The organism is Streptomyces sp. NPDC008238, from assembly GCF_042956445.1.
Lineage (GTDB): Bacteria > Actinomycetota > Actinomycetes > Streptomycetales > Streptomycetaceae > Actinacidiphila.
In genome coordinates, this window is record NZ_JBIBGK010000002.1 from 39,946 (window position 1) to 55,509 (window position 15,564).

Below are 15,564 nucleotides of genomic sequence, written 5' to 3' on the forward strand. Positions count from 1 at the left end.
GAGCACTGCCTCCATCGGTGGGTCACCAGTTGACGGGGAACGCGCGGAACGAGAAGAGCAGGCCGTCGCGGTGCGCCGCCTCCAGTGCCGCGGCCACCTCGTCGACCTCCTCGGGGCCGGTCACCCGGCGCGTGGGGTGGAACCGCCGCAGCAGCCGTTCCAGGCAGAGCAGCAGCACCGCCGGGGAGCGCAGCGGCGGGCTCAGGCTCTCCCGGCCGCGCAGGTGCAGGTGGACGACGGCCGCGGCCGCGGACACCGTGGTGTACTGCTCGGCCAGGTCGAACAGCTCGGCCGACTGGCCGGCGGCCTTGCCGAGGGCGGAGGTCAGCTTGCGGTGCTCCTCGGCGATCCGGTCGAGCTCGCCGGCGAGGGCGTCCGCCGTCGTCGCGCAGGCCGCGAGCCCGGCCGCCTCGCGGCCGCTCCCGGCCGCCGCCGCCCGCCGCAGCTCTGCCACGGCGGCGCGCAGCGTGACCACCGGGTCGTCGACGCCGCGGCTGAACAGCTGCTGGCCGGCGGGCCGGTAGGGCTCCATGGGAGAGTCCGGGTCGAAGAGCGCGGCGACCCTGTCCGCGGCCTCCTCGACCAGCCCCGGCGGCGGGCTGACGGCGGAGGCGAGCAGCGGTCCCAGCTGCAGCGCGATGTTCTTCAGGTTGACCACGGTGTTGCCGTCGGCGAACCCCGCCACGCCGAAGTCGCGCCGCGCCTTCTGGAAGATGCCGTGCCGGGGGTGGTCGCGCAGCCAGTGGCGGGCGCCGAGCACCACGCCCAGCCGGGCGAGCGTGCCCTCCAGCAGGGTGGGCACGAAGTACTTGACCGCCGACGACCAGATGCTGATCTGCGCCGGGGCCGACTGCAGGGCGCGCACCGCGGTGGAGGTCATGGCGTCGGCGATCAGCAGCTCGGCGTAGGACTCCGCGAGCTGCCGCCGCGAGTACGGGATCGCCGCGACCGTCGTGCCGAAGATCTCCCGGGTCGTGGCGAAGTCCAGGGTGGTCCGCAGGGCGGTGTCCACCGTGCTCAGCGCGATCAGGTTGATCAGGACACGCGCGAACTGCCCCGCCTTCAGCGCGATCTCCAGGCCCTGCCCCTCCCTGCCGACGAGCGCGGCGGACGGTACGAAGCAGTCCCGCAGCCGCACCCCGCTCATGTCCAGTCCGCGCAGGCCGTGCAGCGGCTCGTCGCGCAGCGGCTCGCAGCTGCCCCGGGTCAGGGCGCGCTTGTCCAGGGCGAGGATCGAGTAGCCGCCGGGGCCGCCCTGCGGCGAGGTGCGGGCGAAGAGCATCACGACGTCGGCCTGGGTGGCGTTGCCGATCGTCCACTTCTCCCCGTCGAGCAGCCAGCCGCCCTCGACGGGCCGCGCGGCCAGCTCGCCCGCGAGCACGTCGCTGCCGTGCCGGCGTTCCGACAGGCCCCAGGCCATCTTGCCGCCGGCACGGACGTGGCCGGCGAAGGCCGTGCGCTGCTCGTCGCTGCCCGCGATCCACAGCGGCATGTAGCTGATGCTGGTGATCACCATGGCGGTGGCGGTGGTGGGGTCGCGGCGGGCGACGAGCCGGAACAGGTGGTAGCCGTCCTGGACGTCGACGGCCTTGCCGCCGTGGGCGGCGGGCACGATCCAGTCGTACAGGCCCCAGGAGGCGAGCAGGTCGACGAACTCGTGCGGGTACGCCTCACGTTCGTCCAGGTCGAGGACGCGGGCGAACGGCATCGGGCCGGCGGGGTCGTTGGGGTTCCCCAGGTGGTGCTCCAGGCCGGCCATGAGCGCGGGCAGATCGGTCATGTCTCCTCGTCCTCCGGTCCCGGCCGGTCGCACAGCCGTACCGGCAGCGCGGTGAACAGCTCTCCTGCGGCGTCGAGTCGGGTGATCAGCCGGCCCGCGGGCGCGAGGTCCCGGCCGGCGGTGCGCGGGTCGCGGCCCTCGGCCAGCGCGAGCAGCAGCGCCGTCACGGCGGTGAGCCATCCGGCGCCGCCGGGCTCCGGCTCGCCGTACAGCCCGCCGCGGTCGCGGTGGTGCCACCAGGCCAGGGCCGCGGTCGCGGCCGCGTACAGCGGGCACAGGCGGTCGGCCAGGTCGAGCAGGTCGGGGGCGGTCCGCTGCCGGGGCGCGGCGGCGGCCTCCCGGAAGGTGCCGGCCAGGGACGTCTGCACCCCGGTGACCAGCGTGGCGGCGCGCGTCGCGCCCCTGCGGTGGAGCTCGGCGGCGATGGTGTCGGCGTGCGAGGCGAAGCCGAGCAGGACGTCGTCGCCGGGCCGGGCCCCCAGGTCGAGGGCGGCGGGGTCGAGTTCCGGCAGGGCGGCGCCGCCGAGGCCGAAGAGGGCGGCGAGCCGGCGCTCCCGCCCGGGCTGCGGGTCCCGGGGCGTTGCGTACGCCGGCAGGAACATCGCGACCGCCCGCAGGGTGGCCGGGGCGCTGGTGTCGATGACCTCGACCATGGCGTTGTCCCGGACGGCCTTGTCGAGGACGGCGCCCGGGCCGCCGCCGTCCCGCAGCACCGCGCGGGCGCCCACGAGGGCGCGGGCGCGGGCCGCGCAGTCGGCGGTGAGCCGGGTCGCCACCCGCTTGACGACGGAGGAGGCCAGGCCGAAGGTGCCCGGGGCGAGGTGGGCGTACCGGGCCGCGACCAGCGCGGTCAGGTCGGCGGCGATCAACTCCGCCGCGGCGACCGCCAGTTCCCGCGCCCCGTACGGGGTGTCCGCGACGGGCTCGCCGCCCGTGCGGTGCGCCCGCGCGAACCGCAGCGCGGTGCGCAGCGCGGTGTCCGCGGTCGCCAGGCAGCCCGCGGTGCTCATCAGCCGGACGATCTGCTGGGCCCGCATGGCCGCGGCGAGCCCGGCGCCGGCTCCGCCGACCACCGCCTCCGCGGGCACGGGCACGCCGTCGAAGGCCAGGTCCGCGAAGTCGATCCCCCGCATCCCGGTGGTGCGGCACGCGGGCAGCCGCCGTACGCGGGCGTCCGCCATGGTCTCCGGGCCCAGCAGCAGCGCCGTGAACGCCGCCGGACCCCGGTCGGCGGTCCTCGCCACCACGACGGCCGCGTCGGCGCTCGCGCCGCGCCCCACGAGCCACTTGGTGCCGGTCAGCGTCATGGTGGCGGTGTCCAGGCGGCAGGTGTTCGCCAGCACGTCGCTGCCCGCGTGCTCCTCGGACAGCCCGAACGCGACGGTCCGGCCCTCGCACGCCCACGCGGCGACGGTCTTGCGCTGCTCCGGCGTGCCGGCGGCCAGCACGGTCATGACGGCGGAGATGCCGAACATGGTGGCGGGCATGACGTTCACGTCCCGCCGGGCGGCGACGCGGACCAGGACGTGGGTGTCCTCCAGCGTGCGCAGGCTCCCGCCCAGCGCCGCGGGGAGGTAGGCGACGTGGAAGTCCTCCCCCCGCAGCCGTGCCTCCCACCCCGCCGGGTACGCCTCCTCGGCGTCCCGCGCCGCCCCCGCGGCGAACCCGTACGGGTTGCCCCGCTCCCACGGGTCCCCGAGCGCGGCGTCCAGCACCTCGGCGGCGGCGAACGGCCCGTGCGGGCGCTCCGCGGGTACGTCCCCGGCTCCGGACACCGGGCCGGAGGCCCCCGCATCCGGCGAGGCCGCCGCGAGGCCGTCCGGCCCGGACACAGAAGCCACGCCAGGCAGGCCCGCCCGGAAGCCGCGCCCCGTCCCCCGTCCGGCCTCACGGGTGTTCCCCGCGGACGCGGACGGCGGCGGGGCGGCGTGCGGGGCCGCGGGGGTACCGCCCGGCGAGGGCGAGGGGGCCGTCACGGCCGGGCCTCCACCGCGGGCCCGGGCGCGTTCGCGTCGTCCGGGGCGGGACGGGTCGCGATGCCCGCCGGGAAGGCGATCCCCGCCGCCCGCAGGAACGCGAGGCGCTGGTGGAAGGCGGCGCCGGTCATGATCTGCCGGGCCACGTCCGCGACCCGCCGGTGCTCGGGGGCCGCCAAATACGTCCCGCGGACCCACGCGTTGAAGCTGCCCATGGCCGGCCCGCACCAGATCTGGTAGTCGACGGCGCGGTCGGCCTCGCCGGTCTTGGCCCAGCGCGAGGCCATGCCCAGGTACCAGCGGAAGACCAGCGCGGCGCGCCGCTTGGGGTTGCCCTCGGCGCGGGCCAGCTGGTCGGGGTCTCGCCGCCGGAAGTAGGCGACGGTCTCGTCCCACACCGTGTCCAGCGGGCGCCGGAAGACCTGCTGCTCCACCTTCTGCCGCACCGCCGCCGGGATCGCCTCGATGCCGTCGTACGTCCGGTACAGCTCGTGGAGCTGCTTGGCCCGCATCGGGAAGAAGGTGCCCCGCTTGAGCACCTGGAGCTCGACGCCCATCTCGAACATGTCGGCCGCCGGCGCCATCTCGCAGTCGGCGATGCCCGCCTGGGCCAGCATCTCCTTGACGCGGGGCGAGGTGTCGGCCTCCAGGCAGGACTGGTTGACCGAGCCCGTCACCACGTAGTCGGCGCCCATGGCGAAGGCGGCGGCCGCCGCCTCGGGCGTGCCGATGCCGCCGGCGGCTCCCACGCGGATGCGCTCGGCGTAGCCCTCCTCCTGCTGGACGGCGTCGCGCTGCCGGATGATGACGGGCAGCAGCGCGGGCAGCGGGCGGCGGTCGGTGTGCCCGCCGGAGTCGGCCTCGACGGTGATGTCGTCGGCGAGCGGGACGCGTTCGGCGAGCCGGGCCTGCTCCTGCGTGATCGCGCCCTGGGCGACGAGCGCGCGCACCATGGCCTCGGGGGCGGGCCGCATGAACAGCTCGGCGAGTTCGGGGCGGGAGATCTTGGCGATGACCCGGTTGCCCGCGGTCACGCCGCCGGGCCCGCCGGCTCGCAGCCCGGCCAGGCGGTAGCGCACCAGGTGCGGGGTGAGGGAGAGGAAGGCGGAGGCCTCCACGCAGGGCACGCCGTACGTCAGGAACAGGTCGACGGCGGTGCGCTCCAGGCGCTCCTCGCTCGGGCTGTGGATGAGGTTGCAGGCGTAGGGAAGGCCGGGGATCTCGTCGCGGAAGCGGACCAGGGCCTTCTCCACGGCCTCCGGGAGCAGCCCGGCCGCGCCGTACGAGCCGAGGAAGCCGGCCCGGGCCATGGCGACGACCATGTCGGCGGAGGCGATGCCGTTGGCCATGGCCCCGCTCATGTAGGCGTAGCGCAGGCCGTGCGCCTTCAGGAAGGCGGCGCTGCCCAGGCGTTCGGGCCCGAGCGGGGGCGCGGCGGCGACGACCTCGTGCTCGCCGTCGGCGCCCACGGTGCCGCCGGTGGCGGCGCCCAGGCCGTGGGGGCCGCGGAGGATGTAGACGGGCTCGTCGAGCCGCATCAGGGCTTCATAGACCCCGGTGTCGCCGACCGCGGGCGGCTGGGGTCCGGTCCACCGCGGCCGGTGGAGGTCGGTGGTCATGCTGCGTCTCCTGTCGCTCGCCGCTTGCTCAGGCCTGGTCGTGGTGGATCTCGATGCCGATGCCGCCCAGCCGGTAGATCCGCAGGGTCGACTTCCAGACGCTCGCGTCGCCGAGCAGCAGGATCCGGCCCGGTTCGCGGCGCACCTCCTTGACGTGCACGTCGAACTCCATGTCCGGGTCGGTGCGCAGGATCTGGCCGCGGTAGCTCCAGGTCGTCTCGGTCCCGGCGGCGAGCGCGAAGCGCGGGTTGACCAGCCCGTCGGTGAGCCCGGCCTCGACGGCGTACACCTGCAGGCCCTGCAGCAGCGCCTCCACGCCCAGCGATCCGGGCATCACCGGGTCGCGGTGGAAGTGGCAGCTGAAGTACCACTCGTCGGGGCGGATGGAGCGGTGGCCGCGCAGGTAGCCCCGGCCGTGCTCGCCGCCGCCGGGCAGCACGTCGACCCACTCGACGAGGTCGAGGTGGCCGCCGGCCAGCCGGGTCGTGCCGCGGGCGGCCTCGGCGGCGCGGTGGGCGGCCAGGCCGACGCGGCGGACGCCGGCCGGGCGGGCCGGCTGCCGGTCCAGCCAGGGCAGGACGTGGGCGCCCTTGTCGAGGCCGACCTGGTTCTCCAGGGCCTTGGCGTTGAAGTAGCCGAAGAGGGACTCGCCGCGGTAGAAGACCTCGCCGTCGGCGGAGAGTTCGTACGCGTAGTTCTGCAGGATCGAGCCGGGCATCCGGTCGCTGGACAGCAGCGTCGAGCGGTGCCGGACCGTCTTGCCGCGCAGGTCGACGTCCTTGACGAGGGTGGCGCGGCCGTCGAGGTTGCGGATGCTGAACTGCTCTTCGGGGAAGGGCAGCGTGGCGCCCAGGTAGTAGCCGAGGAGGATGGCGGCCTGGAGGCTGGACTCCATGTAGACGCAGTTCGGCATGTAGGGGTGCCCGTTGTGCGCGTAGTACCAGGCGTCCTCCGGCACGTCGTACTCGGTGACCATGACGGCGCCCTTCTTCAGCACGCCGCGGGTCCCCTCCAGCTCCATGACGCGGTCGACGAAGAGGAAGTCGCCGTTGGGGATGTACGGGGCCCGGCTGTCGGCGTACACCTCGAACTCGGGGCCCATCGCGACGGCCAGGTCGCCCTTGGCGGCGTGCGCCATGTGGAACTCGTTGAGCAGCGCGGGCCTCCCGCTCGCGGGGCTGAGCCGGCCGAGGAAGTGCGGCACCGTGCCGCCGGTCTCCGGGCGGTACGGGGTGCCGGGCTTCTCGACCAGGCGGATCCCGAGGCCGGTGACGCCGATCGAGGGCTTGCCGTCGCGCAGCACGACCACGTCCGCGGTGACGGCCGGACGGGGCAGCAGGGTCAGCCCGGTGACGTCGATGCGGTACTCGATGCGCTCGGTGGCCGGGGTGATCTGGCCGCGGACCTTGACCTCCGTGGTGAGGCCCTGGACGGGCTGGAAGCGGGCGTCGGGGAAGCACAGGTGCAGGCCGAGGGACATCGCGTACACCTCCAGCAGCTGCACCGCGCCCTCGGCGACCAGTGAGCCGGCGAGCACCGGGTCGTCCGGGAAGTGGCAGGTGAAGTACCAGCCGTCGGGGACGAGGTGCTTGACGGCCTCGATCCGGCCGAGCCCGTGCGTACCGCCCCTGCGGTCGAGCAGGGTGACCTCGTCGGCCATGCGCAGCCGCTCGCCGGGCAGGCGCAGCGAGGTGTTGCACCCCGCGGGCTGCCGGTGGCCGGGGCCGAACACGTCCGCGATCCGGCCCTCGGCGAGCGCGGCGAGGTCGCCGGCGGTCAGGGTGGTGCGGGAGGTGGGCTGCACGGGCTTGAAGGAGCTCGCCCCGGAGAACGCGGCGTCGCCCCTGGGCGGCACGGCCCTGCCCTGGATGATGCCGAGCGAGTTCTCCAGCTCGTCGTCGGTGAAGAAGCCCGCGCAGGCGTTGTTCAGCTTCAGGATCAGCTCGCCGTCGGCGTAGCAGTCGTAGTGGAAGAAGAACAGCGTCGTGTCGCCCTGCCGCACGAACTGGTCGATCCAGATGTCGTAGCGCAGGGTCTGGCCGACGCGCGGCAGGTCGCCGACGAAGCTGAGGCTGCTGTCGAGCAGGCGGTAGACGCGGTCGCCGCGGTTGGTGAGGTCGATGCCGAGGTAGCTGATCAGCAGCAGGTCGCACTGGCCCGCCTCGATCGTCACCGCCGGGGGCACCTGGCCGTCGACGGCGTACCAGGCGTCGAGCGGCACGTCGTACTCGGTGCGGATGAACGAGGGCTTGAACTCGCCGGGTTCGGCCTCCAGCGCGGTCACGCGGGTGGCGAAGTGGTAGGGCGGGGCGGGCAGCCGGACGCGGCGGCGGTGGGCGTCGATCTCGGCGAAGCGCGGGCCGAAGACGTTGCCGATCTTCCCGGTGGCGAACTCCAGGAGGTCGTGCTCGTCCCAGACGACGCCCTCCGGCTTGGGCGGACGCGCGGGAGCGGGGGGCGTGACGGTGGGGGTGGCGGGGGCCACCGCGGCGGGAGCGGCCGGGGCGGCCAGCAGGGCGGCCAGTTGGTCGCGCAGCGCCCGCTGGGCGTCCAGCACCTCGCGGTGGGCCTCCAGCATCTCGCTGCGCAGCCCCCGCACGAGTGCGGCGGTGGTCTCCTGCTTCGGCGGCTGCACGGGCAGCGGCGCCCCGAAGATGGCGGGCCCCGGCGGCTCGTGCGGCTCCCGGCGCGGGGCGGCCGGGGCCGCGGTCGCGGTCGCGGCGGCCGGGATCATCGTGATCGGTTCCCGCTCCAGCACGAGCGCTGGTGCGGGCGGCTGTGCGGCGGGGCTGATCGGCATCGCGGTGTCCCATTCCGTGGCGGGTTCGGCACCCACGGCGTTCGCCGGGGCAGGGATGACGTTCTCGGCGGACGGCCCGGCCGTCCCGCCGTGCGTATTGCCCGCGACGGGCACGGGCGCCTCGGCGGAAGCGGGTGCGACGCGCCCCACGTCGGTGGGCACGGAGGCGTCGGCGTCCGGCGCCTGCGCACCGGGAAGCGCCCGGCCCCCGGGCGAGGCCACGACGGACACGCGCTCCACCGCGACGGGCACAGGCGGGTCGGCAGGACCTGCCGCGGCGACCGGAACGGGTCCACCGCCATCCGGCACCCGCTCACCGGGAAGGGGCGACCGGGCGGGAGACCCCCCAGCGGCGGCCGCGACCGCACCCCGCCGCAGCCCCGCCACCACCGGGCGGGCCCCCTCCGCGACGAGCGGCGCGACGGGCGCGCCGCCCACGGTGAAGGTGCGCAGCCCGACCGGGCGCCGCCCGGCGGACGCGGACACGGACGGCGGGGGCGCGAACGCGCCGAGGTCGACGGGGACGCCGTGGGAGGCGAGACGGGCCACGAGGCGGGCGATGTCGGTGGCGCCGCGTGCCCCGCGCCGGTCGACGGAGACCGCCACGTGCGGCAGGTCCCCGAGCGTCTCGTGGATCCAGCGGGCGCACGTGCTGCTCGGCCCGACCTCGATGAAGCAGCGGAAGCCGTCCTCGTACGCCCGCCGCACCAGCCGCGGGAAGTCGACGGTCTCCCGCAGCGTGACGGCGATGTTGGCCGCGACGGCGTCCGCGCCGAGGTCGGTCACGGGCGCGTAGTGCCGGCTGCTGTAGAGCGTCAGGCCGCCGACGTCGCCCGTCGGGTAGCGGTTGAGGTCGGCGAGTTCGCCGAGGACGCCGTCGACGACCGGGCAGTGCATGACGTGGTTGGCCGGGGAGCGGGCGCTGCGGCAGGCCAGGGCGGCGATCAGCTCCTCGCACTGCGCGGGGTCGCCGGCGACCACGACCTCCTGCGGGGTGTTGACGTGGGTGATGAAGACCCGGTCGAAGCGCTCGACGGCCGCCCGTACGTCGTCGGCCGGGGCCAGCAGCACATGGGTGGCCCACACCCGCGCGTCGGGGACGTCGTCGCCGAGTCCCCACAGTTCGCGCACCGTGCGCTTGGGCCCGCGCAGCATGTCGTCGAAGAGCGGTGAGGCGCTGATCTTCGCGTCGCCGCGGGCGCTCTTGATCCAGCCGCCGGTGGCGAAGAGCATGCTGCTCTCGCCGAGGCTGTAGCCGAACGCGCCCTGCACGGGGACGCCCAGGACCTCCCGCACCAGGTCCGTCGAGAGCAGCGCGTAGCTGGTGCCGGCGGCCAGCATCAGCGGGATGTCCTCGACGAGTTCGCCTTCCCGCCGCATCATTTCGCGGCGCCCGAGGGGCTCGCGGGAGCGCGGGTAGAGGGCGGCGCTGCGCAGGAGTTCGGCCGGGAGTTCGGCCTGGGCCTCGAAGCGGGGCAGCAGCCCGGGGAAGGCGCGGAAGAGGGAACGTCCCAGTCCCAGGTAGGAGTTGAAGGCACCGGGGAAGACCAGGGCGACCTTGGCCGCCGGGCCGGAGCCCGCCCCCGGGCCGGCCCCTGCTCCTGCTCCTGCCCCTGCCCCGGCCTCTGCCCCGGCGCCGATCGGCCGGGAGGTGAAGTGGCTGCCGGAGGGCGAGGTCCACTCCCCGCCCGACCGCCACACCTGCGGCAGGTCCTTGACGGCCTGGTCGATCTGCCGGGCGAGCCCGGCGGTGTCGTCGGCGACGAGGACGGCCTTGAGCCGGACCGGGCGGTCCTCGGCGAGGGCCGTCCAGTCGCCGTCGAGGGCGGCACGCAGTTCGCCGAGCCCGCGCAGCAGTCCGTCGATGTCGTCGGCGCCGACGGGGACGACCAGGCCGCCGCCGGAGCGGGCCCAGTCGGTCCCGGTGACCTCGCCGCGCACCGTGGCGCCGCCCAGGACGACGTGGGCGTGGCTGCCCGCCGTGCCGGTGACGCTCACCGACGCCGCGCGTCGTCCCTCGCGCCGGGCCCGCAGCCAGGGCCGGGAGTCGGCGGGGAGGAAGAAGGCGGAGCCGTCCGGAGGCGCCGGGACGGATCCGCCGCCCGGGGCGGCCGGCAGGTAGGCGTGGTGCAGGCACAGCGCGGCCCGGATGACGGAGGCGAGCGCGGAGGCGCAGCCGGTGTCGCCGACGCAGGCGTGGACGCCGGACAGTGCGGTGCGCAGTTCGCCGCCGGCCCGCTCGCGGGTCCAGACCCCGGCCAGGCCGTCGAGTTCGGCGGCGCTGGCGGCGCCCGCCTCGACGAGTTCGACGTCGGCCGGGGTGAGCCCGGCGGCGGCGAGCGCGTCCTCGGCGGCGCGGGCGACCAGTTCGGGGCGGGCGCCGGGGGTCACGTCGCCGGAGTGGTGGACGGCGACGGACTCGACGGTGGCGTACACGGTCCGTCCCCGCGGCACCGACGCGGGCCGGGTGACGACGACGGCCCCGGCACCCTCGCCGAGCACCCGCAGCCCGTCCCGGACCGAGCCGGGTTCCAGCAGCTCGCGGGCGAGGGTGTTCTCGGGGCCGGCCGCGAGGTCGACGGCGCCGACGAGGACGGCCTCGACGGTCGGGTCGAGCAGCAGCAGCCGGGCCACGTCGAGGGCGTCGACGCCCACGGAGCTGTCGGAGGAGAGCGTGAAGGAGGGGCCCGTCAGGTTCCACAGCGAGGAGACCCGGCTGGCCATGATGTTGCCGATGTAGCTGAGCACCTCGTTGGGCTCGATGGAGTCGTGGACGCCGTTGCGGGCGGCCCGGGTGAGCTCGGCGAGCTGCCCGGGGGCGGGCTCCACACCGGCCTCCGCGCACCAGTCCGCGATCTTGCGGCCCAGTTCGTAGCGGGAGCCGTGGCCGTGCGCGCTCGGTTCCATCTCCATGCCGACGACGACGGCGACCCGGCGCGGCCCCGCGTCCGTGCCGGCGCCGGGGCGCGGCCGCTCGTACCCGGCGTCGCGCAGCGCCTCCTCGGCGACGCGCATCATCAGCAGGTGCTGCTGGTTGAAGTGGTCGAGGTCCCTGGGCGGGATCCGGTACGAGGTCGCGTCGACCTCGAACTCCTCGACGTACGCGGCCCGCGGAGCGTGCGCGCCGGCGAGCCCGGCCCGGTCCAGGGGGCCGCCCCCGACGTCCTCGAAGCCGCGCCACCGCTGTCCGGGCAGGGCGCGCACGGCGTCCAGGCCCTCGTACCCGGCGCGTTCGAAGGCGTCCAGGGTGGTGAACGAGCCGAAGTGCGCGCCCATGCCGATGACGGCGAGCGGCGGCACCGGCGTCGCCGGGGGTGCCGGCTCCACGGCGCGGTCGGGGCCGGGGGCCGAGAGGACGACGTGCGCGTTCGTGCCGCCGAAGCCGAAGGCGGAGACGCCGGCCCGGCGCGGACCGCCGCCCGCGGGCTCCGGCCAGGCCACCGCCTCGCGGACGACCCGGTCGGCCACGGTGCCCGGCAGGGGCTGCCCGACACCGATGGTCGGCGGGATCGCGCCGTGCGTCAGGCCCAGGACGACCTTGATGAGGCTGGTCATGCCGGCGACGGTCAGCAGGTGGCCGATGTTGGACTTGACCGAGCCCAGCAGCGGCCCGCGCCCGAAGAACGCCTCGACGCCGCCGAGTTCGGTGCTGTCGCCGAGCGGGGTGCCGGTGGCGTGGCACTCCAGGTACTGGACGGCCGAGGGGTCCACGCCCGCCTCGCGGTAGGCGAGTTCGTACGCGGCGAGCTGCCCGGCGGCGTTGGGCACCAGCATGTGCTTGCCGGGGCCGTCGTTGGTGAGCGCCAGCGCGTCGACGACGGCGTACACCCGGTCGCCGTCGCGCCGGGCGTCGGCCAGCCGCTTCACGGCGACCATGGCGGCGCCCTGACCGGTGACGATGCCCCGCGAGCGGGCGTCGAAGGGCTGGCTGAACCCGTCCGGCGGATAGGCCCGCAGGTCGGAGAAGGACAGGTGGATGACGGTCGGGTCGGGGGCGCAGACACCGCCCGCCAGCATCAGGTCGGCGCGGCCCGTCTCCAGGTGGGCGCAGGCCAGCTTCAGCGCGTACAGCGCGGAGGAGCAGGCGGCGTCCAGGGTGAAGCGCGGACCGTCGAGGCCGAGGGCCGCGGCCACCACCTGGGCGGGCATGCCGCCCGCCCACAGGTTGTGGGCGGTGGCGGTGCCCGCCGGGCCGGCGGCCCCGGCGGGGTCGCCGCCGGGAGCCGCCGTGGGGAGACCGGCGTCCGCCAGTCCCCGGGCCACCGCCGAGTCCCACAACTCGCCGGCGACCCTGCCGGAGGCCGGGGTGGGGAACGGGTAGTTCCCGAACACCACCCCGGTCCTCCGTCCGCTCCGGCCGGCCGCGGCGCCGGGGGGAGAGCCCGCGTCGGCCAGGGCGTCCCCGGCCACCCGGAGCGCCCAGTGGAACGAGCGGTCCAGGTGGGCCAGGTAGTCGGGCGGGAGCAGGTATCCGTTCGGGTCAAAGGCCGTCGCGTCCCCCTCCGCGAGGAACCCGCCCCGGGTGCAGTAGATGCGGTGCCGGTCGTCGGGGTCGGTCTCGCGGACCCGCGGGTCCTGCCCGAAGATCCGGCTGTCCCCGTCGGTGCGCGAGTCCACGCCGCCGGTCAGGTTCCGCCAGTAGTCGTCGGGTGTCGCCGCCCCCGGGAAGAGGCAGGCCAGGCCGACGATCGCGTACTTGCCCATGGTGGGTCAGCCTCCGAGTGTCCGAGTCGGTCCGGTCGGGTCGGCGGTCGTCAGACCGGGACGACGGCGGTCGCGCCGGTCCGTGCGGACGGCCCGAACTTGCCCTCCAGTTCCGGGTCCTCGACCAACGTCACCCCGTCGAGCACCTGCAGGACCCGGCCCTCGCGGTCCAGCGCGGTGATCGTGCAGGTGACCCCGGTCGTGGCCGGCCGGACGTCCTCCACCGCGACCAGGAAGTCCTCGTCGGCGGGGAGGGGGGCGAAGAACCGGATCCGGGAGACCTCCATCGGCAGGCTCGCCCGGCCGCGGAACAGCCGCACCCACACCAGCCCGGCCTGCAGCAGCAGGTCGGCCAGGACGGGGCTGTGCCGCAGGCCGTGGTACGCGCCGTGCGCCGGGACGGGGTCGCCCAGACGCGCGCCGAGCAGCAGCCGGTGCTCGTCCGAGGCGATGATCCTGCGCAGTCCGCGCAGCGTCGGACCGTGGAAGAGGGTGCCGTCGCGGTAGAGGTAGCCGGCGTCGGTGCCGCCCGTCGCGCGGGCCGCCTGCGCCAGGTCGGTACGGTCCGCGGGACGCGGGCCCGGTCCGGCCGTGCCGACGGTGCCGCCGTACGCGGGACGGCTGCGCCCGGTGGTGTCGACGGCGGAGGCCAGCACGTCCAGGGTGCCGGGGCCGGCGTCGCGGCCGGGCTCCACGAACAGCCGCAGCCGCTCGGGGACCTCGCCCTCGGCGCCGTCCAGGACGACCCCCTTGAAGACCTTGAACCCGCTCACCTCGCCGGCCGTCCCGCCGGTCGCCGTCTCGACGGCGTTGAGCAGGGCGCCCACCGCGGCGGTGGCGGGCAGCACCCGCCTGCCGCCGATCGCGTGGTCGGCCAGCACCGCCTCCGCGGCCAGCCGGTCCAGCCCGCGGTCCACCAGCAGCGACACCGGCGCGTCCGACCCGGTCGCGGGCGGCGCCGACAGCGGCTTCAGCGGGCCCGCCACGACGACCGTGTCGTGACCGCGCCCCGCGGTGAACTGCTCGGCGAACATGCCCGCGCCGGTCGCGACCGGCACCAGCTCCACCCCGCGCGAGGCGAACATCCGGCGCAGGTCGTCGGTGACCATCCCGCCGTCCCAGGCGCCCCAGTTGACCGAGGTCACCCGGGCCGACGGCAGCTCCCGCTTGAGCCGCACGGCGAGCCGGTTCAGCGCCTCGTTGGCCGCGGCGTAGTCGGACTGGCCGCGGTTGCCGAAGAACCCGGCGACGGAGGAGAAGAACACCAGGTGCCGCAGGTCGGCGGTGCCGCGCAGCGCGTCCAGCACGTTGCCCAGGCCCACGACCTTGGTGCCGATGACCCGGTCGACCTCCTCCGCCGTCTTGTCCGCGATCAGCCGGTCGGCCAGCACACCCGCGCCGTGCACGACCCCGGTGACCCGGGACGCGTACGGGGCCAGGGCGGTCCGCACGGCGGCGACGTCGGTGATGTCGACCGCGACGTACTCGACGCTGCCGCCGCAGTCCCGCAGCCGGCGCAGGTTCTCCGCGATCTCGCGGCTGCCCGCCACCTCCCGGTAGACCGCCTCCACCCCGCGCGGGGTCGGCTTCTCGCCGCGGTCGGCGATCCGCCGGGCGATCGCGCCCTTCAGCGCCGCGCCCTCCAGCCCCGTCGCCCAGCCGGGCTCCGGGGCGGCCTCGCTGCGGCCGAGCAGCAGCAGCCCGGCCGGGCGGGCCTTCACCAGCGCGCGCAGGCAGTCCGCCGTGATCCCGCGCGCCCCGCCGGTCACCACGAGCAGGTCGTCCGCGCCGATCTCCGGCACGGCCGCCGCGGGCCCGGCGGGTGCCTCCGCGGACGGCACGACGGTGCGGCGGCCCTGGGCGTCGTGCCCGACGTCGGTGAGGTCGGCGGCCAGGTCCTTGATCTCGCCCAGGAAGCGGGCCGCGACCGCGTGGTCGTCCAGGCCGGGCGCGAAGTCCACGGTCCGGGTGAAGAGTTCGGGCACCTCTATGGCGAGGGTCTTCACCAGTCCGCTCACCCCGCCCAGCAGCGCCGAGCCGGACGCGCCGGACGCGCCGCCGCGGTAGCCGCCGGCCCCGTCCAGCCGCGTGACCGCGACGAACGCGGCCCGTGTGCCACCGGCGGCCGCGGCCTTCAGCGCGGGCTGCGTCTGCCGGGCGACGAGCACGGTGTGCGCCAGCCGCCGGGCGGCGTCGGCCCACTCCACCCCGGACGCCGCCGCCACCTGGACGACGAGGTCGAGCCTGTCCGCCGTCACGACGCGGGCCAGCTCACCGGCGTCCCAGGTCCGCAGCGACCGTACGTCGTCGGCCTCGGCGGCCGTCGCCACCCCGTCGGGCAGCCCCACGACCTCCACCCGCCAGCCGTCCGCGCGCAGCGCGGCCACCACCGGCCGGGTCAGCGTCGACCCGTCGTCCACCACGAGCGCGGTCCGCTGCTCTGCGTACGCCCCCACGACCGCGTACGGCGCGGGCAGTTCGCGCAACGCCGCGAACGTCCGGCCGATCCCGGGCGCGGCGGGGTACGTCACCGTCAGCGGCGCCTCCGGACGGCTCGGGGCGGCGGGGGCAGAGGCGGACGCGCCGGCGAGGAACCCGGCGATGTCATCCAGGGTCCGCAGCTCACCCAGACGCTCCGGATCGATGTCCCCCGACACCGGGAACCGCTCCTGCAACGCCCCCATG

Annotated in this window: 5 protein-coding genes; all 5 read right to left on the reverse strand. The window is 75.9% G+C overall.

The genetic code is table 11. The features are described from left to right. Positions 1-22: 22 nt before the first annotated feature. Positions 23-1,780 (reverse strand): acyl-CoA dehydrogenase family protein, encoded by a 1,758-nt coding sequence (locus ACFZAU_RS05010; protein ID WP_500551149.1) that lies wholly within the window; start codon positions 1,778-1,780, stop codon positions 23-25. After that, positions 1,777-3,621, reverse strand: coding sequence for an acyl-CoA dehydrogenase family protein (locus tag ACFZAU_RS05015; protein ID WP_500551150.1), 1,845 nt, complete (start codon positions 3,619-3,621; stop codon positions 1,777-1,779). The genes ACFZAU_RS05010 and ACFZAU_RS05015 overlap by 4 nt, the downstream gene beginning before the upstream one ends. A 131-nt stretch (positions 3,622-3,752) precedes the next feature. Then, positions 3,753-5,375 carry a PfaD family polyunsaturated fatty acid/polyketide biosynthesis protein gene (locus tag ACFZAU_RS05020; RefSeq protein WP_500551151.1) on the reverse strand — a complete coding sequence of 541 codons (1,623 nt, stop codon included), beginning with the start codon at positions 5,373-5,375 and terminating at the stop codon, positions 3,753-3,755. A 28-nt stretch (positions 5,376-5,403) separates the two neighbouring features. Then, entirely contained in the window at positions 5,404-12,879 is a 7,476-nt protein-coding gene (locus ACFZAU_RS05025; protein ID WP_500551152.1) for a beta-ketoacyl synthase N-terminal-like domain-containing protein, read from the reverse strand. Positions 12,880-12,929: 50 nt separating this feature from the next. Next, positions 12,930-15,564 (reverse strand): SDR family NAD(P)-dependent oxidoreductase (locus ACFZAU_RS05030; RefSeq protein WP_500551153.1); only part of this gene is annotated, 2,635 nt, incomplete at its 5' end.